The organism is Comamonas flocculans, assembly GCF_007954405.1.
Classification (GTDB): Bacteria; Pseudomonadota; Gammaproteobacteria; order Burkholderiales; family Burkholderiaceae_C; genus Comamonas_C; species Comamonas_C flocculans.
On record NZ_CP042344.1, the window covers coordinates 2,307,555 to 2,327,462 of the forward strand.

15 protein-coding genes, 1 tRNA gene, 3 pseudogenes and 1 other annotated feature are annotated in these 19,908 nt (G+C 61.7%); of the genes and pseudogenes, 13 read left to right on the top strand and 6 right to left on the bottom strand.

The window, feature by feature from the left end; genetic code table 11:
- The first annotated feature begins 25 nt into the window (after positions 1 to 25).
- The 8 genes and pseudogenes from FOZ74_RS11085 (at position 26) to FOZ74_RS16560 (ending at position 5,704) form a co-directional block, all read left to right on the top strand.
- Positions 26 to 1,285, top strand: coding sequence for an aspartate kinase (locus FOZ74_RS11085; protein ID WP_146913129.1), 1,260 nt, complete (start codon positions 26 to 28; stop codon positions 1,283 to 1,285).
- A gap of 57 nt (positions 1,286 to 1,342) precedes the next feature.
- Positions 1,343 to 1,435, top strand: a tRNA-Ser gene (locus tag FOZ74_RS11090).
- A 754-nt stretch (positions 1,436 to 2,189) separates the two neighbouring features.
- Positions 2,190 to 2,615, top strand: coding sequence for a DEAD/DEAH box helicase (locus FOZ74_RS16365; RefSeq protein ID WP_349291070.1), 426 nt, complete (start codon positions 2,190 to 2,192; stop codon positions 2,613 to 2,615).
- Between the two features lie 69 nt (positions 2,616 to 2,684).
- Positions 2,685 to 3,056: a type II toxin-antitoxin system RelE/ParE family toxin gene (locus FOZ74_RS11105; RefSeq protein ID WP_146913130.1), complete on the top strand. Its 372-nt coding sequence runs from the start codon at positions 2,685 to 2,687 to the stop codon at positions 3,054 to 3,056.
- Positions 3,053 to 3,370: a helix-turn-helix domain-containing protein gene (locus tag FOZ74_RS11110; protein WP_146913131.1), complete on the top strand. Its 318-nt coding sequence runs from the start codon at positions 3,053 to 3,055 to the stop codon at positions 3,368 to 3,370. The genes FOZ74_RS11105 and FOZ74_RS11110 overlap by 4 nt, the downstream gene beginning before the upstream one ends.
- A gap of 13 nt (positions 3,371 to 3,383) precedes the next feature.
- Positions 3,384 to 4,246, top strand: a pseudogene (locus FOZ74_RS11115) (group II intron maturase-specific domain-containing protein).
- A gap of 229 nt (positions 4,247 to 4,475) precedes the next feature.
- Positions 4,476 to 4,697 (top strand): helix-turn-helix transcriptional regulator, encoded by a 222-nt coding sequence (locus FOZ74_RS11120; RefSeq protein WP_146913132.1) that lies wholly within the window; start codon positions 4,476 to 4,478, stop codon positions 4,695 to 4,697.
- Positions 4,698 to 4,792: 95 nt separating this feature from the next.
- Positions 4,793 to 5,704 (top strand): replication initiation protein, encoded by a 912-nt coding sequence (locus FOZ74_RS16560; RefSeq protein WP_489884448.1) that lies wholly within the window; start codon positions 4,793 to 4,795, stop codon positions 5,702 to 5,704.
- Positions 5,705 to 5,773: 69 nt separating this feature from the next.
- On the opposite strand, the pseudogene FOZ74_RS11130 reads toward FOZ74_RS16560, so the two are convergent.
- Positions 5,774 to 5,986, bottom strand: a pseudogene (locus FOZ74_RS11130) (transposase); the annotation flags it as partial.
- A 114-nt stretch (positions 5,987 to 6,100) separates the two neighbouring features.
- Here FOZ74_RS11130 and FOZ74_RS11135 point away from each other — a divergent pair.
- From FOZ74_RS11135 to FOZ74_RS11145, 3 genes are all read left to right on the top strand, one after another.
- A complete protein-coding gene (locus tag FOZ74_RS11135; RefSeq protein ID WP_146914178.1) occupies positions 6,101 to 7,366 on the top strand; it encodes an IS256 family transposase in 1,266 nt (421 codons plus the stop codon).
- Positions 7,367 to 7,381: 15 nt separating this feature from the next.
- Positions 7,382 to 7,795: a hypothetical protein gene (locus tag FOZ74_RS11140; RefSeq protein ID WP_146913134.1), complete on the top strand. Its 414-nt coding sequence runs from the start codon at positions 7,382 to 7,384 to the stop codon at positions 7,793 to 7,795.
- Between the two features lie 577 nt (positions 7,796 to 8,372).
- Entirely contained in the window at positions 8,373 to 10,865 is a 2,493-nt protein-coding gene (locus FOZ74_RS11145; RefSeq protein WP_222434167.1) for a HigA family addiction module antitoxin, read from the top strand.
- A 101-nt stretch (positions 10,866 to 10,966) separates the two neighbouring features.
- Here the strand turns inward: FOZ74_RS11145 and FOZ74_RS11150 are convergent, their stop codons facing one another.
- Entirely contained in the window at positions 10,967 to 11,950 is a 984-nt protein-coding gene (locus FOZ74_RS11150; RefSeq protein ID WP_146911817.1) for an IS5 family transposase, read from the bottom strand.
- 83 nt (positions 11,951 to 12,033) lie between these two features.
- Here FOZ74_RS11150 and FOZ74_RS11155 point away from each other — a divergent pair, with 83 nt between their 5' ends.
- Positions 12,034 to 13,722 (top strand): hypothetical protein, encoded by a 1,689-nt coding sequence (locus FOZ74_RS11155; RefSeq protein ID WP_146913135.1) that lies wholly within the window; start codon positions 12,034 to 12,036, stop codon positions 13,720 to 13,722.
- 592 nt (positions 13,723 to 14,314) lie between these two features.
- On the opposite strand, the gene FOZ74_RS11160 is transcribed toward FOZ74_RS11155, so the two are convergent.
- Positions 14,315 to 15,061, bottom strand: a complete 747-nt coding sequence (locus FOZ74_RS11160) for a hypothetical protein (RefSeq protein ID WP_146913136.1) — start codon at positions 15,059 to 15,061, stop codon at positions 14,315 to 14,317.
- On the opposite strand from FOZ74_RS11160, the gene FOZ74_RS11165 reads away from it, so the two are divergent.
- A protein-coding gene (locus tag FOZ74_RS11165; RefSeq protein ID WP_432417458.1) for an IS3 family transposase occupies positions 15,060 to 16,300 on the top strand; the annotation gives its coding sequence in 2 pieces (ribosomal slippage) (positions 15,060 to 15,351 and positions 15,351 to 16,300; 1,242 coding nt in all). The two genes, FOZ74_RS11160 and FOZ74_RS11165, sit on opposite strands and share 2 nt — an antisense overlap.
- Positions 15,338 to 15,451, top strand: a sequence feature (AL1L pseudoknot). Its footprint overlaps the gene before it by 114 nt.
- Positions 16,301 to 16,321: 21 nt before the next feature.
- Here the strand turns inward: FOZ74_RS11165 and FOZ74_RS11170 are convergent.
- The 3 genes and pseudogenes from FOZ74_RS11170 to FOZ74_RS11180 all read right to left on the bottom strand — a co-directional run.
- Positions 16,322 to 18,754, bottom strand: a pseudogene (locus tag FOZ74_RS11170) (type I restriction endonuclease subunit R); the annotation flags it as partial.
- An 86-nt stretch (positions 18,755 to 18,840) separates the two neighbouring features.
- Positions 18,841 to 19,287: a DNA-binding protein gene (locus tag FOZ74_RS11175; RefSeq protein ID WP_186764583.1), complete on the bottom strand. Its 447-nt coding sequence runs from the start codon at positions 19,285 to 19,287 to the stop codon at positions 18,841 to 18,843.
- Complete coding sequence (locus FOZ74_RS11180) at positions 19,235 to 19,864, bottom strand: nucleotidyltransferase domain-containing protein (RefSeq protein WP_146913139.1); 630 nt, start codon at positions 19,862 to 19,864, stop codon at positions 19,235 to 19,237. The genes FOZ74_RS11175 and FOZ74_RS11180 overlap by 53 nt, the downstream gene beginning before the upstream one ends.
- Between the last annotated feature and the right edge of the window lie 44 nt (positions 19,865 to 19,908).

Consider the following 19,908-nt stretch of genomic DNA (forward strand, 5'->3'; position numbering starts at 1 on the left):
GCCGCGCCTTTTCACGGACATCTTCATGGCCTTGTACGTTCATAAGTACGGCGGTACCTCGATGGGGTCCACCGAGCGCATACGCAATGTTGCGCGCCGCGTTGCCAAATGGGTGCGCGCCGGCCACCAGGTGGTGGTGGTGCCCAGTGCCATGAGCGGCGAAACCAACCGCCTGCTGGGTCTGGCCAAGGAAATCTGGCCCGGCAAGGCCGGCGACGCCTACCACCGCGAGCTCGACCAGCTGGCCGCCACGGGCGAGCAGGCATCGTCCGCGCTGCTGGCCATCGCGCTGCAGGCCGAGGGCCTGCAGGCGGTAAGTTTCACCGGCTGGCAGGTGCCGGTGCGCACCGACAGCAGCTACACCAAGGCGCGCATCGAATCGATAGACGACCAGCACGTCAGAGCCGAGCTCGACGCGGGCAAGGTGGTCATCGTCACCGGTTTCCAGGGCATCGACGCCGGCAACAACATCACCACGCTGGGGCGCGGCGGTTCAGACACCTCGGCGGTGGCGATCGCGGCGGCGATCCGGGCGCATGAATGCCTGATCTACACCGACGTGGACGGCGTCTACACCACCGACCCGCGCGTCGTGCCCGAGGCGCGGCGGCTCAATACCCTGAGCTTCGAGGAAATGCTGGAAATGGCCAGCCTGGGCAGCAAGGTGCTGCAGATCCGTTCGGTGGAGTTTGCCGGCAAGTACAAGGTGCCGCTGCGCGTGCTCTCGAGCTTCACGCCCTGGGACATCGACATCGAGGAAGAAGCCAAGTCGGGCACCCTGATCACACTTGAGGAAGATGAACAAATGGAAAAAGCCATCGTTTCGGGCATCGCCTTCTCGCGCGATGAGGCCAAGATCTCCATTCTGGGCGTGCCCGACCACCCCGGGGTCGCCTACCGCATCCTGGGCGCGGTGGCCGACGCCAGGGTGGACGTGGATGTGATCATCCAGAACGTGAGCAAGGACGGAAAGACCGACTTCAGCTTCACGGTGCCGCGTGCCGACCTGGAGCGTGCCTCGCTGCTGCTGCGCGACAAGGTCCTGCCCGAGCTCGGCACCGATCAGCTGGTGACGGACGCCAAGATCGCCAAGGTCAGCATCGTCGGCATAGGCATGCGCAGCCAGGTCGGCGTGGCCAGCACGATGTTTCGCACGCTGAGCGAAGAGGGCATCAACATCAAGATGATCTCCACCAGCGAGATCAAGACCTCGGTGGTCATCGACGAGAAATACGTCGAACTGGCGGTGCGCGCGCTGCACCGCGCCTTCGGTCTCGATCAGTGATTTGCGCCTGAGCCTGCGTCGATTGGCAGGCAAATTCAGGCATAATGCGCGGTTTCTGGAGACGTGACCGAGTGGCCGAAGGTGCTCCCCTGCTAAGGGAGTATGGGGTGTTGAGCCTCATCAAGGGTTCGAATCCCTTCGTCTCCGCCAGAGAGTCAATAAAATCAACAACTTAGAGAGCTTTTGATTTTTCTTACCACATAAATTACCACTTAAAGCGCCCTCATTCGGGCGCTTTTTTTGTTGTGCGCCCGGCACGGGCGCACTCTTGCGGGTGCGAGTCCCGCCGTAAGTTGATCACAGCGAGCGAAGCGCAACTGCATGAGGGCGACCGACTGTAGGGAGGAAGCGTGGAGCGAAGCTGCGAGCCGATGGACAAGAACCGGATAGAAGGCGGTGCCGAGCAGGGCGAGCGGGCAATGAACCGCAAAGCTCTCGTGATCAAGGCGAGGCGGCGTAGATCCGGCGGTTGTGCAGCGAAGGAGGGCGTTCTTACCCCGGGGAGATCTCGCCTCGCGCCTGAAAGGGCGACGGCCCGTGCCGGAGCGAGAAGTCAGCAGAGGCCGTAGTAGTCCGAGTCGGGGGCTGCTGAGGTCGAGCCAAAAGGGCGAAGGGCCGAACGAGAGCGAGTGACCGAAGACATGGGGATGTCAAAGGCCATGCGTCAGACGCCGCAGCAATCCGGGCGGGCGGGGCTACAGCCCAAACCAGCCGAGCCCGCCACCGCCAAAAGCCTTTGATCGGCGGCTTCGACGATGCACGGATTTAGCCGGCTAAATTGAGCTCCCTAATGCACTCTAGTCCGTGAGCGCTGTATGGCACAGTACAACTGCAGCTTCGACGATGCACCGATTTAGCCGGCTAAATCGGTGATGGCATCGAACGGGATGTCAACCTCGCTTTCGTGAAGGTCGATCACATCGACGCCATCCGCGCTGCGTTGGCGGATCAGGTGCCGGAGCCGTTCGTATTGCACGGGCGAATGTCAAAAAAGCAGCGCGCCGTACTGATCGCCGCGCTCGATGGCTTGTCGCCGGACGCGCCGCGCCTGTTGTTGGCCACCGGCAAGCTGGTTGGCGAAGGTTTCGACCATCCGCCACTGGATACCTTGGTGCTGGCGATGCCCGTCTCGTGGAAGGGCACGCTTGCGCAATACGCCGGTCGCCTGCACCGGGAACACGCCAGCAAGAACGACGTTCGCATCATCGACTTCGTGAACACCGGCCATCCGGCCTTGCTGCGGATGTGGGACAAGCGCCAACGTGGTTATCGGGCGATGGGGTATCGCGTCGATTCGGGGGCGCCGTTTGTCGGCAATCTTGTAGGGTGATGTCGGCTTGGCAGGTGGCCGGAATGGGTGGATAGACAATCTATGCCACTCAGTGGCATAATAAGCCCGATGACGCGAGTATTCAAAACGCGCCATTTCCAGCGATGGATGCGTAAGACTGAGCTTACCGATGCCGTCCTGTGCAAGGCCGTTCAGGAGATGGCAGCCGGCCTGATCGATGCTGACCTCGGCGGCAGCGTGGTGAAGAAGCGCGTCGGATTGGCTGGGCGCGGCAAGCGCGGCGGTGTGCGGACGCTGGTCGCTACCAACAAGGGCAACCGCTGGTTCTTCATGTTCGGCTTCGAGAAGAACGAGCGGGCGAACATCAGCGACGAGGAACTCGAAGGCTTGCAGATCATCGCCGCCGACCTGCTGGCTCGAACAGGCCCGCAACTGGATGAAGCCGTTGCCGACGGCGCTTTGCAGGAGATTTGCCAATGACCACCAAGACCAAGAGCCGCATCCTCGAAGCCGTTCACGAAACGGCCGGCGATCTGCATCGCCTGGGATTCATCGACAAGCGCAAGATGCAGAAATACGACGCCCTGTGCCTGGAGCCGGTGCAGGACTACGACGCCTCGAAGGTCAAGGCGCTGCGCGAGCGACTGCACCTGAGTCAGGCCGTGCTGGCCAGCGTGCTGAACACCAGCACGTCCACCGTCCGTAAGTGGGAGGTGGGCGACAAGCGCCCCAGCGGACCGTCGCAGAAGTTGCTGGACATCCTCGAGCGCAAGGGGCTGGAAGCGGTTCTTTGATTCGAGACAGAACCTGCAAGCCGCGTGGAAGCGGGTCAAGGCCAACAAGGGTGCGGCAGGGGTGGACGGGCTCGACATCGAGCGGGCCGCCCGGGTAATACGCCAGACTTGGCCCGACATCCGCCAAGCACTGCTGGCAGGAAAGTACCGGCCCAGCCCGGTGCGCAAGGTGATGATTCCCAAACCCGACGGCAGCCAGCGCGAGCTGGGCATCCCGACGGTGACAGATCGACTGATCCAGCAGGCGCTGCTGCAAGTGCTGCAACCGCTGATCGACAGGCTCAAGAGACGTATCGACGACGTCGGCGTGATCTGGCTGGTGCGGGCGTACCTGAACGCAGGGATCATGGATGGCGGGGTGGTGCTGGAGCGTCATCTGGGCACGCCACAAGGCGGGTCACTCTCCCCGCTGCTGGCCAATGCAGCGCCTTCGGGCGCAAGTTCCTGGGCTATGCGCTGTGGGCGGGCAAGGGCCGGGAGGTCAAATGCAAGGTGGCCGACAAGCCGCTGGACAACTTCAAGGCTCGAGTACGTCAACTCACAGGCCGCATGGGCGGCCGCAGCATGGCGCAAGTCGTGGAGAAACTGCGGCTCTACCTGTTGGGTTGGAAGTCTTACTTTGGACTGGCGCAAACACCACGCATCTGGCGCGAGCTCGATGAGTGGCTGCGCCACCGCCTGCGGGCGATCCAACTCAAGCACTGGAGAAGGCCCCGCACGATCTACCGGGAACTCAAGGCACTGGGAGCGAAGGAAAACGTGGCGCGACAGGTGGCGGTGAACAGCCGCCGCTGGTGGCGCAACAGCGACCGACTGCTCAAGACGGTGCTCACCATTGCATACTTCGATCGGCTGGGCGTGCCAAGGCTGTCATGACCTCAAACTCTTGAACCGCCCGGTGCGGACCCGCATGCCGGGTGGTGTGGCAGGGGTGCCTCCTATGATGGAGGCCCCCTATGCCGATGGTGCCGGTGGCATGCGTGAGCAACCGACTGCTCACGGCATATAAAAAACCTTGCTACACGTCTCGGGTCTCCACCGCAGGAGCCCGGGCGCAGGGGTTTCTCGCTTCTCCTCGCGCTCAGTCAGAGCGAGAGGAGAAGCCATGAAAACTCTCATCATTCCCGAAGCCCAGCAACTCGTGCGCATAGGCACTGTGCTACAAATTTTGCCAGTCTCACAGTCCGCGTGGTATCGGATGATTACTGAAGGCTACGCGCCAAAGCCTATTCGTCTGGGCCCGCGTTCTGTCGCCTGGCGCTTGGACGACATCTTGTCCCTTGCGCGGGGCGAATGGCACCCCTCGGAGCAGCGTGCGGCTGCGTGATGCACTGCGCCGCGTCAGCGACCAAGGACACCACTTCAGCACTCTACTCAAAGACATTTTTTCATCACTGACGCGGCACGTTTTGAACGTGTCCCGTGCCTTCCGCAGCACTCGCAAAGCTCGTCGAAGAGCGAGCGCCGCACCGCCCCTGGTGCGCCGAAACGAAATCCGGCGCACGTGTACGCCCGCTAGCCACTGCGCTGCTGGCGCCTTACATGCAGCTCAACCCGCCCGCCGCGTGGGCGTGGCTTGTGCTCGACATTGATCGTTTGGGTGGCGCTCTCGCATGGGAGCGCGGCAGCTTGCCGCCACCAACCTACGTTGCTGCGAACCGCGAAAACGGCCATGCCCACATTGGCTACGCTCTTGCGTCGCCGGTTTGCACGACACAGGCGGCGAGGCTGCTGCCACTACGTTATCTCGCGAGCGTCTCACAAGCGTATATCGACGCAGCAGGGGCTGACGGCGCGTTCCGTGGCCCACTCGCAAAGAACCCCCTGCACGAGCGCTGGCGCGTGTGGGAGCCTGCGGGCATGCAGGTCTACGAGCTGAGCTATCTCGCTGAGTTTGTCAAGCTGCTGCCACTGCGCCCGCGCCCCGTCGGGCTGGGGCGCAACTGCGATCTCTTCGATAGCCTGCGCATGTGGGCTTACAGCGCAGTGCGCGACTTCTGGCGACCTACCGGGGAAAAAGCATGGCGCAATGCTTGCGAGCGCCGTGCCGCTTCGCTCAATACTTTTGCCGAGCCACTGCCGCTGGCAGAAGTCCGGGCAATTGCGCGTAGTGTTGCGAAGTACGTATGGGGGAAGTTCACGCCAGCGGGGTTTCGCGCTGTGCAAGCCGCACGCGGTAAGAAAGGAGGCGTTGCGTCAGCTCGTGTGCGCGCTGCGGCAAGTGAAGATAAGCGAGCGAGCGCCCGCTTGATACGAGCTGCCGGCATGTCTGTGCGTGCGATAGCTGCCGAACTCTGCGCTCCGAAGTCCTCCGTCGCCAGATGGATTGCATGAGTGTTTAAGGCAATGCTCAACAAGTGCCGCCAAAGCGCCCATTCGGTTTGAGCACAGCGCAATTTTGGGCAAGCAGGTCTCCAGTGGGTGTTTGTCATGCACGTTGGCAGGCGTGACCACGGCGCTGTGCGCTAGGCTGCTTTGGCTGCCTGCACCAATGTGCAGCTTCATGCCGAAATACCATTGCTGACCCTTGCGGGTCTGGTGCATCTCGGGGTCGCGCGCCTTGTTCGCGCTCTTGGTCGAGCTGGGCGCATCAATGATGCTGGCGTCCACGGCGGTGGCACGGCAATCGAGAATTCAAGCGCTGCCGATGTAGGGCGAGCCTGTCCGGAATTTTGTGTGCGAGGCATAGCATGACGACCAGGAGCATGTATGCCGACGAGCAAGACGAAGATGAAGAACGCGGCGATTGCCGCGAAGATGGCCGCGCTGCCGGCAATCCCCAAGGAACTGATTGAGCAGTTCGTCTCGGGCCCCATGACCAGCGATGCCGTGAACGCGGCGACAGTGGCATTCAAGAAGGCGCTGATCGAGCGCGCCCTGGGTGCCGAGATGTCGCACCATCTGGGCTACCCCAATGGCGCGAGCAAGCCCGAGGCCGGCACTGCCAACCAACGCAACGGCCGCAGCGCCAAGACCGTGCTGACCGACGATGGGCCGCTTCGCATCGAAGTGCCGCGCGACCGTGCCGGCAGCTTCGAGCCGGTGCTCATCCCCAAGCACGAACGCCGCTTCACCGGCTTCGACGACAAGATCGTGGCCATGTACGCGCGCGGCATGACCATGCGCGAGATCCAGGGCTTCCTGCTGGAGAGCTACGCGGTGGAGGTTTCGCCCGAGTTCATCAGCTCGGTCACCGATGCCGTCATGGCCGAGGTCAGCGCCTGGCAGGCGCGGCCATTGGAGCCGATGTACCCAGTGGTCTTCTTCGACGCCTTGCGCGTGAAGATCAAGGAAGACGCGGTGGTGCGCAACAAAGCCATTTACCTGGCCCTTGGGGTGCTGCCCGACGGCACACGCGACATTCTGGGGCTGTGGATCGAGGGCACCGAGGGCGCCAAGTTCTGGATGAAGGTGTTCAACGACCTGAAGACTCGCGGCGTCAATGACATTCTCATTGCCGTCACCGACGGCTTGAAGGGCATGCCTGAGGCGCTGGCGGCGGTGTACCCAGCCACCACGCTGCAAACGTGCATCGTGCACCTGATACGCAACTCGCTGGACTACGCCAGCTGGAAGGATCGCAAGCTACTGGCGGCGGCCATCCGGCCGATCTATACGGCCACGAGCGCCGAGGCGGCACAGGTCGAATTGGAGGCCTTCGAACAAGGCCCGTGGGGCACCAAGTTCCCCACCGTGGTGGCGGCCTGGCGTCGGGCGTGGGACCGCGTGATTCCGTTCTTCGCGTTTCCGCCTTCGATTCGCCGGGTCATCTACACGACCAACGCCATCGAGAGCATCAACGCGCGGTTGCGCAAGATCATCAAGACGCGCGGGCACTTCCCCAGTGACGATGCGGCCTCCAAACTGATCTGGCTGGCGCTGCGCAACATCACGGCCGACTGGGGGCGAGCCGCCAAGGACTGGAAGGAGGCGATGAACCAGTTCGCGATACTCTACGAGGACCGCTTCACGCAGCCGGCCCACGGCGCCAACTAGGCAGGAGGTAGAACCATGAATACATGGCTCAACCAGGGACGCCTCCGGCGGCCTGGCAGGGGCCTGAAGAAATGGGAGAAATTAGTCGAGAGCAAATCAACTAACCGCCTCGAACACAAAAATCCTGACACTCCCGAGGCGTGGGTCTCCGGAGGCATCACTTTTCTCTACGACGTAGATTTGCGAACCGCTTACACCCGGCCGCCGACCTCCCGCAAACCGAGCGCCGCGAAGCTTGCAGAAGAGCGTCGCGAGCGGCTTTGCAGCGAATGGGAGCACCTCAAGGACCAGGCGCTGTTTTCCGTCCGGGACTATTTCAAGGAAGGCGGTAGCGGAGCAAAAATACCGGATATCTTTCATGTGAAGCTCGACTCCTACTCACGCGGATTGAACAATCGCAGCGCAAAGTTCTGGCTCAATCACGGTTGATCGATGCCTCTGAGAAATCGCATTGGTCTGATCGCGCCGAGCCCAGCTTGTTGATTTCCCGTCAAACGTGACCCACTGCCCCCGGTGGGTCACGTTTGACGGGAAATCAACACACGTATAACTGAATGGCATTTACAGGCTGGTTGCTGCCGCTCGACTTCGGCGTCGTGCCATGTTCAAAGTGCCACAGCAGAGATTTCATCGGTCAGTACCGCAAGAGACCGGTCTACCACTTGAACCGGTCACTTGGCGGGAGGAGACTTGTGAGACTTCCGGGAATGGCGGCTTCCAACGTGTGTGAACGGGTCCTCTCGGCCAACTGCCGACGCTCGGTTTCCCGCTTGAGCAGACACCCAGAAGACCGGTCCACCGCGAAACCTGCCGCACGGGCTACGAGTCCTCGCGGCCTAAGCGGACACTCACAAGCTCCGGCGGCAGGCCCGGCCGCCTGCCGATTAGCGCAACCACCGATGGTTCATGCTTGCGACTGACTATTCAGCCAAGTTGTTCGCCCGACGCTGGTCGACCAACGCCAAATTCGATGAATACTGTATTGTGTCGCGCTACACCATGCAGTATGGTCGCTGCCATCGATTCACAGCCAACAGTTAGCGATTGGAAGCATATGGACACCAGCGAAGTCCGTCATCCTGGCGAACGCATCAAGGCAGAGGTTTTCCCGGCGAATATGTCCGTGACTAAAGCCGCCGAGCTTATTGGCGTCGGACGTCCGGCACTTTCCAACCTGCTTAACGGGAAAGCGTCCCTCACTGCAGATATGGCGACTCGCATCGAGAAGGCATTCGGATTCCCCAGGAAAGATCTGCTCGAAATGCAGGCTCAGTACGACGCCTTCAAGGCTAAACAGAAGAGTATCCCGACGAACGCGAAAGCGTATGTCCCCCCGTTCCTGGCAATCAAAGCCAACGACATAGAGAGTTGGGCTTCGCACAACATCGTCGCTCGCAGCAGGTTCGCGGTATTCCTGAGGACTTTGGTCCATTCGACAGGGAGCGGACTCACGGAAGTCGACTTCCCGGGTAACGACGACTCCCAGCGTGCCGGCTGGGACGGTCGAATCGTGGCGAACGAGGGAACTGCTTGGGTGCCGGCTGGCCACTCGGGTTGGGAGTTTGGCACCAACGAGGATCCTAAGACGAAAGCGGACAAAGATTACAAGAAAAGCGTAGCTGCAACTGATGCAAATGACAGGGCATCGATGGAATTCGTTTTCGTCACTCCTCGCAGATGGGCTGGCAAAAACGCTTGGGTTACTGAAAAGAAGAAAGAAGGTTCCTGGAAAGACGTCCGGGCCTATGACTCCAGCGACCTTGAGCAGTGGGTGGATCAGTCTCTGCCCGGCCAAGTATGGTTTGCCAACGAGACAGGATCCCCGACGCAGAGCGTCCGCTCGCTCGACAAGTGCTGGACAGACTGGGCGAACGTGGCAACTCCACCGCTGCCCGGCTCGCTGTTCAGTTCGGCCATCGAGGACGCGAAGCGCAAGCTCGCTTCCCGCCTCGCGAAGGGGCCCAAAGGTCCAATCGTGGTCGCAGCGGACTCCACCAACGAAGCGCTGGCCTTTGTTGCCCAGTGCTTTGGCCCCGAAGGAAGTGCCGAACTGGAACCTTATCGGTACCAGATCCTGGTTTTCGATAAAGCTGGTGTCCTACCGAAACTTGCAGGCGGAACGAGGCCGATCATTCCAGTAGTGCACTCGCGCGAAGTCGAACTTGAACTCGCGCCGTACGCTGAACAATTGCACTCCATCGTGGTGTATCCAAGGAACTCCGTCAACGCAGAGCCGGATATCGTTCTCGAACCCGTCAGTTTCGAAACATTCGATTCCGCGCTTAAAGGCATTGGCAAGAACCGGGATGAGATCAAGAGCCTAGCAAACGAGTCGGGACGCTCACTTACCGTCCTGCGCCGCCGGCTCGCGACCGTCGAGGCCGTACGAATGCCACTTTGGGCGACACAGCAACAGGCCCCGGAGAACCTAATCGCCTTCATGCTGGTAGGCGCGTGGCACGCGCTCAACGAAACCGACATGGCAGGACTGTCCCTGCTGGCAGGCGACCGCGCGTACGAAGCACTGGAAAAGGACTTCCAACGCCTGATCCAACTGAACGACTCACCGCTTTGGTCCATCGGGACATATCGCGGGGTCGTCTCGAAGATCGACCTACTCTACGCCATTGCTCGCTACGTGACCCGCGATGACCTGAAGCGGTATTTCGACGTCGCTCGGATGGTGCTGGGCGAGGATGATCCCTCTCTTGATCTCGCCGAAGACCAGCGATGGGCCGCGTCCATTCACGGCAAGACTCGGGAATTTTCTCCAGCGTTCCGTCAGGGCATTTCGGAAACGCTCGTACTCCTAGCCGTTCACGGGGTGGGCCTTTTCAAGGCACGCTTGGGGATAGATACGGAGGTCGAGGCCGCCCTGGTAGTGCGCGACCTACTTAGCGATCCCCTCACCACGCGCACCCTCGAAGCCAACGACCGCGACCTGCCCCTCTACGCTGAAGCAGCGCCGACCGAATTTCTCTCGATCATCGAGCGCGACCTGAAAACGAGCAGTCCCGCAGTTTTCGGCCTCCTTCGTCCCGCTGGGTCCGGCATATTCGGCAGTCCCAGCCGCACTGGACTGCTCTGGGCGTTGGAAGGGCTCGCATGGAATCCGGAGACGCTTCCTCGTACGGTGATGATTCTCGCACGTCTCGCGCAGATAGAGATCAACGACAACTGGGTCAACAAACCGGCGCATTCGCTGGCAGCGATATTCCGATCATGGATGCCCCAGACTGCAGCCAATAATGACGAGCGCTTGGCGCTGGTAAAAGTCCTGTTCAACAGGTTCCCGGATGTCGCCTGGACGCTTTGCGTCGCGCAATTCGGCAACCACCACCAAGTCGGGGACTACAGCCACAAGCCGACTTGGCGCCCGGACGGATACGGCCACGGTGAGCCGTTTCCGACGTGGGGGCCGATATTAGAGTTCGCGGGCAAAATGATAGAGCTAGGGAAGGTCTGCACAACCCGCCTCATGGCGCAAGCTGACGCGTGAACATTCACATGGTGAAACCGAAGCCGAATTTGCGTCAGATTTCCCGCTCTTTCGGCCAATTTCAGCCGTATTGCGGGCTCTCGCCCGTGCTGCAGGCGCACTCATGCCCGCGCTCCCTGCAAAATGCGCTTGCGCACCATCCACAGATTGGACAGCGCAAACAGCACCAGAAGCTGGCTGGTGTTCTTGGCCAGGCCCTTGTAGCGCACCTTGCGGTGGCCAAACTGGCACTTGAGAACTCGGAACTGGTGCTCGACCTTGGCGCGGATACGCGCCTTGACGGTCTCCATCTGATCGAGCAACACATCCAGGGGGCGGTTCTTGTCGAGCTTCTTGCGCTTGCCCGGCATCATGGCGATGTGCCAACGGGTATCGGGGTGTTGATCCTGTACTTCGCCACGCTTGTCAACACCTCGGTAGCCCGAATCTGCAAAGACTTGTGTTTCCTCGCCGTGCAACAGCGCCGCTGCCTGCGTGATGTCGTGGGCGTTGGCGGCCGTGGTGGTGACGGTGTGCACCAAGCCCGAATCGGCATCCACGCCAATGTGCGCCTTCATACCGAAGTGCCATTGGTTGCCCTTCTTGGTTTGGTGCATCTCAGGGTCGCGCTGCCCATCCTTGTTCTTGGTGGAACTGGGTGCGGCAATCAAGGTGGCATCGACCACGGTGCCGCTCTTGAGCAGCAGACCACGGGCGGCCAGTTGGGCATTGACGGTGGCAAGGATTTGAGCTGCCAGCTCGTTCCTCTCCAAGAGGTGTCGAAAGCGCAGGATGGTGCTTTCGTCGGGCAGGCGGGTGATGCCCGCGTCCAAGTGGGCGAACTCTCGGTACAGGGGAACGTCGTGCAAGGCTTCTTCCATCGCCGGGTCGGAGTGCCCGAAGAATTGCTGCAGCAGGTGAATGCGCAGCATCGTCTCCAGCGCAAAGGGAGGGCGCCCCGTCTTGCCTGCAGGCGCGTGCGGTGCAATCAGCGCCAGAAGATCAGGCCATGGGATGACGGCATCCATCTCATCGAGGAATGCACGCTTGCGCGTCCTCTTGGGGGAAAGTTCAAATCCGCTTGTGGCAAGGCTCATTTGCTTCATGGGTGTTCAACGTCCGAGGGGCTCAGGTGGTGGACTTTTGCAGACCTTTCCTAGCCTTATCGCAGCCACGCTACTCGGTGTCGATGCTGTCCGACCTAATCGACCGCCTCCACGACCTGGCGGATGCTGATCAGGATCGCGCATGGGCGCTGGTCGAGGCATGGGCGAAGACCGCAAGCGACAGCGACAAGATTGCGTTGCGCGAAAAAATTCGAGTCTCGACGTTGTCCCGTCGCGCAACTCTGCGCGCGAGGAAAAGCAGCAAGCAATCCCGTGTAGCGGCTGCTGCAAAGCACATCCATACCGCGCTTGAACCGAGCAATCTCCTCGACAAGCACGCGTGGCTTTTCAAGGGCACTTGGATCGAAGAGTCTGCCGGCGAGCTCGAAGACCTAGAAAATATTGACTATGAAGAGCGCGAGGCGCGGATCCGGAAGCAGCGGTCCGATGCGCTGAAAGAAATCCACGGGCAGTATGGCGTCGCCGGCTTGCTCGATACGGCAATCCGTAGCGGAGCATCGGGAATCATCGGCGCCCTTGTGGCCGAGCGAGTGCTGGACGAGGAAGAGCTGCTCGCCCTGGCGACCCAAGCCTTCCAGAAAAGGAGCGAGAGTGAGTCTGCGACCCGAGCATCGGAATGGCTGATCCAAGGCGCTTTAGGCGTGATGCCCAACGACAAAAAACGCGAAGCATTCTTAAGCTCTGCCATTACAGCGATTGGTCCCGACAACGCGGCCCGCTTCCTGGCGCTCGCGCCCTTCGGCGAAGGCACTTGGTCGCTGGTCTCCTCATATGGAGAGGAGGTTGAAACGCGGTACTGGAAGGAGGTCGTTCCCGGCTGGATGCGGGACTCCCCTGCGGAGATCGCCAAGGCGGTCGACATGCTCATGAAGGCTAGGCGACCACGCGCAGCGTTTGCACTCGCGAAGTATCACCCCGAAAAGCTGCCGGTCCACACGCTCTTCCAACTTCTCACGGTCATGGCACAGGACGGCGACGACAAGGCGGGCGAATACCTGCTTGAGCACTACCACGTCGAAAGGGCCTTCGAATGCATCAACAAGACTTCCGAACTGTCACTCGAACAGAAGGCCGGCCTTGAATTCGCGTATCTAGAAGTGCTTGACCGCGGATGGGACCGGCGTGCCAAGTCCGCAATTCCGAACCTCGAGCGCTACGTCGAGGATCACCCTGAAGTACTGGTCCAAGCCATCGTATGGACGTACAAACGCAGTGACCGAGCGGAGGACCCTCCTGAATTCAGAGTTGAAGCAGAAAAAGCCAGACCAATGGCTGAACGGGGATACAAGCTCATACAAGCAATGAAAAGAATCCCTGGAAGCGACGAACAAGGGAGCATTGATGCTGAGCGCCTGGCAAAGTGGACCGAAACCGTGCGCAAGTCCTGCGCGGAGCTGTCGCGCATCGGAATCGCTGATGTCGTAATTGGAGAACTGCTTGCCTCGGCGCAGATCGGCAAGGACGGCGCCTGGCCTTGTGAGGCGGTGAGAACCGTGATGGAAGATCTCCAGTCCGAGGATATGATGCGCGGAGCGCATACTGGCGTGTACAACTCACGAGGGGTTCATACTCGAGGTCCCGGCGGGGATCAGGAACGCCAACTGGCCGAGAAATACAGAAAGTGGGCCCAGCAGCTCCGGATGTCATCGCCGTACGTGGCTTCCGAACTGCTTATGAAGCTGACAGATACCTACGAGCGGGAAGCTGCTCGGGAGGATACTGAAGCGAGAATCAACCAGAGATTACGCTAGCTGACTGCAGGGTGCGGGTTGAGCGCCACGAAGAAGGGATCGCCTAACCGAGACCCGCAAGAGTTCATGATCAAAACCCGCACGATGTACTCGATGAGATCAATGCAGACCGCGGCAGCTCAACGCGACCGTAATCCACACCCTTCCATTACACGGGTTAGAGCGACAGCTGTGGAGAGGCTCTGTCCGCGACCCTTGTGCTCGGACGGCTGCTCCACTTAAACACCTGCCCATGGAGCACGAGAGACTGATTCGGCGGCTTTGGGTCGAGAGCGTGAGTTGGCTCCCGCGAACAGCGGACATTCGGCAGTGAGCTGGCTAGGAGACGTGCAGCCCACTACCCCGGAGGACCGAAGTTCCCTCGATACCGGTCATTGTCGCGGCCGCGCTGCTTGGTGAACCGATGACAGCTTGGTGCCCGGCATCATGAAGCCGGATCAGATCCGCGACCGGCTCCAACCGCTGCCTACCAGCCGCTGACATTGGCCCCATGATGGCCGCGTTAAGCCGAAATCCCCACCTTGAACTGACGAATCGCGCGTTCCTTCGCTCATATGGCAGACATCTCTCCCCAAACCCCGAGATCCAAGGATCAGCCCTGGCTTTTCAGCGCCTCATACAACCCCGCCGGCCCCAGCAAAATTGCCTTGAGTCCAGCGCGTACCACCGTTGAATTCAACGCCTGGCGACTCATCACTTGATGCGCCTCGAAAGCATCAATGATGGCGTTTTCCAGTTCGGCATCGAGGTCAGGCGAGGCCTCGAACTGCGGCTTCTCGTTGTTCCTGGCCTGTTGCACCAGCACTTCCGATTCATCAAGCTTGGCCTTGAGGGTGTTCACGTAGCTCAGCTGGTCGCCCTCGCTCAGATCACCTTCGAACAGGTCGTTGAGCTTGGCCAGGATTTCCGACAGCAGCAGCTTTTCCTTGTCCTGCATCTTCCCGCCGCCGGTCTCGGTCATGGGCTGGAGCTTGTGCTCACCACCGCTATCGTTCAGCACCAGTGCACGCTGGCCCTGGTCTTTCAGCTTGTGATGCGTCAGCACCACCTTGGACAGATCAATGCCCTCGCGCTCGCGACCGAAGTCCAGCAGGGGCAGCAGACGCTTGAAGAAGATGGCGCGCTTCTCGATGGCAGTGTTGCCGTAGTCAAAGAGCTGGCCCAGGAAGGCGTACACGCGCACATAGGTGCCCAGGTCGCGCTTGAACAAGAGCAGTGCATCCAGTTCGTCCTTGGCGGCCTGTGCTTCGGCCCTATCTGGCTTGGCGGCGCCCAGCTTGTCTCTGGTGAATCGCCCCGGTTTCCGAGGAGGCTCAAATCTTTGAGAGGATTGAGCCATGAACAATGCAACGAAGTTTTCCGCAGAGGTGCGCGAACGCGCAGTGCGGATGGTGCAGGAGGGACGGGGCGAGTATCCCTCCCTGTGGAAGGCCGTGGCGGCGATTGCCCCCAAGATCGGCTGCACACCCACAACCTTGCTGAGCTGGGTCAAGCGCGCCCAGGTTGATGGCGGGCAGCGGCCCGGCGTCACCACGCACGAGCGCGATGAGATCAAGGCGCTGCAGCGTGAGGTCAAGGAGTTGCGGCGCGCCAACGAGATATTGCGCCTTGCCAGCGCTTTTTTCGCCCAGGCGGAGCTCGACCGCAAATTCAAGTGAACGCGTTCATCGACAGGCACCGCGAAGTGCATGGGGTCGAGCCGATCTGCAGGACGTTGCAGGTCGCCCCGTCGGCGTACTGGCGTCACGCTGCTTGTCAGCGCGATCCTGAACTGCGTAGCGAGCGAGCCAAACGCGATGAGGTGCTGGCCGTAGAGATTGAGCGTGTGTACAACGCCAACTGGCAGGTCTATGGCGTGCGCAAGCTCTGGCACCAGTTGCAGCGTGAGGGTATTGCCGTGGCTCGCTGTACCGTGGCTCGGCTGATGAAGCACCTGGGCATCGAAGGTGCACGCCGTGGCAGGCGCGTGCGCACCACTATGGCCGATGCCGCCCAGCCGTGCCCGCTCGATCGGGTCAATCGCAACTTCACCGCCGAGCGACCCAACCAGCTATGGGTGGTCGACTTCACGTACGTGTCCACCTGGCAGGGATGGCTGTACGTGGCCTTCGTCACCGACGTCTTTGCCCGCCGTATCGTGGGCTGGCAGACAAGCACGTGCATGAACACCGATTTCGTGCTGGACGCCCTGGAGCAGGCATTGCACGCGCGTCAGCCGGACAAGGGCGCGCTCACGCATCACGGGGACAGAGGCTCACAGTATCTGTCCTGGCGCTACAGCGAGCGCCTGGTCGACGCTGGCGTTGCCGCCTCGGTGGGCTCCGTGGGTGACGCCTACGACAACGCCTTGGCCGAGACGATCAATGGCCTGTACAAGACCGAGGTGATCAAGCGACTGGGGCCGTGGAGATCTCGTGAGCAACTGGCGCTGGCCACACTGCGCTGGGTCCACTGGTTCAACACCGAACGACTGCTTGAACCCATCGGTAACATTCCACCAGTAGAAGCTGAAGCAAAATACTTCAGTAACTTGGCAATCAAACACGCTTCGGAAGAGGCGGCCACTTTAACCACGTAGCCTCCTCGAAACCTGGGGCGATTCACTGGCGGCGTTGTACTGCTTGAGCAAGCGATCCGCCACCGGCTCGATGGCCGCCACCAGCATGGCCTGGGTGGCCTTGGGATTCATCTCGGCGTTTACCACCCGATCGACCTCGAACTCGTCGTAATGGCCGCTCGCGTCCAGCTTGGCTTTCAGGTCCAGAATCAGGTTCGGGTCGGTCACGCCCGCCAGCTCCGCGGTTTCGTAATAGGTCTGGAATGCGGCCAGCACCTCGTTCGGGTCGTTGACGAAGTCCAGCACATAGGTGGTGTCCTTCAGGCCATACGGGCCGTTGTAAGCCCGGTTCAGGCGGCTCAGGGTCTGCACCGCCTGGATGCCCGCCAGGCGTTTGTCCACATACATGCCGCACAGCAGCGGCTGGTCAAACCCGGTCTGAAATTTGTTGGCCACCAGCAGAATCTGGAACGCTTCGGTGGCAAAGGCCTCGCGCATGTCCTTGCCGTTCAGGCCCGGGTTCAGGCTGGCCGAGCGCTCGGTCACCGGATCGCCACTGTGCTCATCCATTACCTCACCCGAGAAGGCCGCCAAAGTGCCGATGTCGTAGCGCTGCTCCCGGATGTACTGGTCGATGGCGCGCTTGAAGCGCACCGCCTCCAGGCGGCTGGCCGTCACCACCATGGCCTTGGCGTGGCCACCCAGCAGCGGCTGCACGTTGTCGATGAAGTGCTCAACGATGATGGCCACCTTCTGGCTGATGTTGTAGGGGTGCAGACGCACCCAGCGCATCAGGCCCTTGACGGCGCTGCTTTGCTCCACCTTGGCCTCGTCCCAATCCTGGCCATCGTGGGTCAGCTTGAAGGCCAGCTTGTATGGGGTGTAGTTCTTGAGCACATCCAGGATGAAGTCTTCCTCGATGGCCTGGCGCATGGAATAGACGTGGAAGGCCTGCGGCAGGTTGGTGGGTCCTGCCGGTTGGGCGGGATCAGGCCTGCGGCCGAACAGCTCCAGCGTCTTGGCCTTGGGTGTGGCGGTGAAGGCAATGTAGGTGATTCCCGCGTCCGCCCCGGCGCGGGCGCTCATCTGCGCGGCCATGATGTCTTCGTTGCTGACCTCGCCACCGTCCGCCAACTCCTTCAGCTCATCTGCGCTCAGCAGTTCCTTCAGCTTGGCCGCCGCTTCGCCGGTCTGGCTGGAATGCGCCTCGTCGGCAATCACGGCAAAGCGTTTGCCCTGCGTGTGGGCCAGCTCACGCGCCGTGTTCAGCAGCGCCGGAAAGGTCTGGATGGTGCAGACGATGATCTTCTTGCCACTCGACAGCGCCGCAGCCAGCTGCTTGCTCTTGCTGGCGTCGTTGCCGGTGATGGCCTGCACCACGCCGGTGACGCGCTGGAAGTCGAAGATGGCATCCTGCAACTGCGCGTCCAGCACGTTGCGGTCGCTCACCACCAGCACGCTGGAGAAGACCTTGCGGTTCTCGCTACCATGCAGGTCAGAGAGGAAGTGCGCCGTCCAGGCAATCGAGTTGGTCTTGCCTGAGCCCGCGCTGTGCTGGATCAGGTAGCGCCCACCCGGTCCTTCGGTGCGCACCGCCTGCACCAGACGGCGCGTGGCGTCGAGCTGGTGGTAGCGCGGGAAGACGATGGCCTGGATGCGCTTTTTGTCGTCGCGCAGCGTCACCAGGTAGCGCTCGATGATCTCCAGCCATGAATCGCGCTGCCAGACTTGCTCCCACAGGTAGTGGGTGCGGTGGCCCGCCGCATACGGCGGGTTGCCTGCGCCGCCGGCATCGCCGAGGTTGAAGGGCAGGAACTGCGTGGCGGGGCCGAGCAGGCGTGTGGTCATGTGCACGTCGCGGTTGCTGACGGCAAAGTGCACCAGCGCGCCACGCGGGAAGTCCAGCAGCGGCTCGGTGGTGCCGCGACCCTTGGGCCTCGGCATCCGGTCGAAGCGGTATTGGTCGATGGCCCGGTTCACGTCCTGCGTGAAGTCGGTCTTGAGCTCGGCCGTGGCGACCGGGATGCCGTTGAGCAGCAGCACCAGGTCGATCACGTCGTCGTGGTTCGTGCGCACCTGGCGCAGCACGCGCAGGCGGTTGGCGGCGTAGCGGGCCTCAAGCTCGGCGTTCATCCCCAGCGCGGGGCGAAACTGCGCCATGCGCAGCGGCGCCTTCAGGCCCAGCACATCGAAGCCGTGACGCAGCACCTCCAGCGTGCCCTGGCTATCCAGCGCCTTGCGCAGGCGATCCAGCAGCATGGCCTCGGCAGCGCTGCCGTGGTTTTTGGTGAGGGCTTCCCATGCTTGTGGCTGCGTGGCCTGTACCCAGGCCAGCAGGTCGGCGGGGTACAGGGCGCGCGGGGTGTCGTAGCCGCTGGCGTCACCCTCGGTGCCTGGCGGGGCATAAAGCCAGCCGTGCTGCGCCAGGTGGTTGCAGATGTCGGTCTCGAACGCGATTTCGTTGTGCAGGGCCATGGCAATTTTGAATAAAACAGAGCTTTAGTGCTTGCCATACAAGCGCAAACAGCTATTCAATTGATAGTAAAACGCAGTACCGCAGCTCACACCAAGCCCCATTCCGGGTGCTGGGCCTGCAGCCAGCGCAGCGTATGCCCCAGCAGCTTGTCTGCGGCCGCCAGGCAGGCGTGCAGGGTGGCGTCGGCAATGGGGTCGCCCTCATAGTCGTTCACATTGCGCTGGCGGCGCAGGGCGTCCAGCACGATCAGGTCGGGCTTGGGCACGCCCAGGGTCTGGTCCAGCGTCTGGATGGCCGTCTGGTGGTGGCCGGGCTGGCTGGTGGAGGTGCGCCAGCCGTTGGCCCACAGGCCCAGCATGGCGCACTGCATGATGCATTTGTAGGCCGCGTCAAAGCGATTGCTGGCGCTGATCTGCTGCACCCGCGCATCGGCCAGGTTCTGCCGCGCTGCCTGCAGCAGCTTGGCCATGGCGGGCGGGTCAGGCGGCTGCGCCTGCAGGCGGCCAATGGCCTGCAAGTTGCTCAAGCTCATGGTCGTCTCCCTTGATCCACAGTTTGGGTTTGCGCAGCACGTCGCGCACAAAGGCATCGCCCGCCCGGGCCTTGTCGGCCAGCTCCTGCGGCGCCCAGACCACCGGGTTCACCTCGCGCCCCAGTTGCTCGTGCAGCGGGTACAGCGCCTGCACCACCGCCACAAAATCCACGCTGCCCACCAGCAGCACATCCACATCGCTGTGCTCGGTGGCACTGCCGCTGGCCAGCGAACCATAGACAAACACCAGCGCAATCTGCCCCGCCAGCGGCTCCAGCGCGGTGCGCAGCGCGGGCACCACGCCATGCGTTTTGCGGAACATGGCGGAGAGCTCGGGGAACAGCGGGTGCTGCACATTGGCGCTGTAGCGCGCCTGGTTGCCCTGGTCGCTGCGCAGCAGCAGCCCCGCCTGGGCCAGCTTGCCCAGCTCGCGCCCCAGGGTGCCCGCATGGCTGCCCGTCAGCCGCGCCAGTTCGCGCAGGTGCAGGCTGTGCCCCGGCTGCAGCAGCAGCGCCGCCAGCACTTGTTGACGGTTGGCGGGGAACAGCAGGTTCATGGCGTCCTGTGTGTTGCTCATAAGGCGACGATTGTTGCCTTTAAGGCTTCATGGGGCAAGGGAAA

What these genes read in the sequence shown, in the direction of transcription:
- FOZ74_RS11150 (WP_146911817.1), bottom strand. Translation starts at nt 11,950, where the DNA reads ATGAAGCAAATGAGCCTTGCCACAAGCGGATTTGAACTTTCCCCCAAG.
- FOZ74_RS11175 (WP_186764583.1), bottom strand. Translation starts at nt 19,287, where the DNA reads ATGAGCTTGAGCAACTTGCAGGCCATTGGCCGCCTGCAGGCGCAGCCG.
- FOZ74_RS11105 (WP_146913130.1), top strand. Translation starts at nt 2,685, where the DNA reads ATGACGCGAGTATTCAAAACGCGCCATTTCCAGCGATGGATGCGTAAG.
- FOZ74_RS11085 (WP_146913129.1), top strand. Translation starts at nt 26, where the DNA reads ATGGCCTTGTACGTTCATAAGTACGGCGGTACCTCGATGGGGTCCACC.
- FOZ74_RS11155 (WP_146913135.1), top strand. Translation starts at nt 12,034, where the DNA reads ATGCTGTCCGACCTAATCGACCGCCTCCACGACCTGGCGGATGCTGAT.
- FOZ74_RS11180 (WP_146913139.1), bottom strand. Translation starts at nt 19,864, where the DNA reads ATGAGCAACACACAGGACGCCATGAACCTGCTGTTCCCCGCCAACCGT.
- FOZ74_RS11120 (WP_146913132.1), top strand. Translation starts at nt 4,476, where the DNA reads ATGAAAACTCTCATCATTCCCGAAGCCCAGCAACTCGTGCGCATAGGC.
- FOZ74_RS11135 (WP_146914178.1), top strand. Translation starts at nt 6,101, where the DNA reads ATGAAGAACGCGGCGATTGCCGCGAAGATGGCCGCGCTGCCGGCAATC.
- FOZ74_RS11145 (WP_222434167.1), top strand. Translation starts at nt 8,373, where the DNA reads ATGGTCGCTGCCATCGATTCACAGCCAACAGTTAGCGATTGGAAGCAT.
- FOZ74_RS11110 (WP_146913131.1), top strand. Translation starts at nt 3,053, where the DNA reads ATGACCACCAAGACCAAGAGCCGCATCCTCGAAGCCGTTCACGAAACG.
- FOZ74_RS11140 (WP_146913134.1), top strand. Translation starts at nt 7,382, where the DNA reads ATGAATACATGGCTCAACCAGGGACGCCTCCGGCGGCCTGGCAGGGGC.
- FOZ74_RS11160 (WP_146913136.1), bottom strand. Translation starts at nt 15,061, where the DNA reads ATGGCTCAATCCTCTCAAAGATTTGAGCCTCCTCGGAAACCGGGGCGA.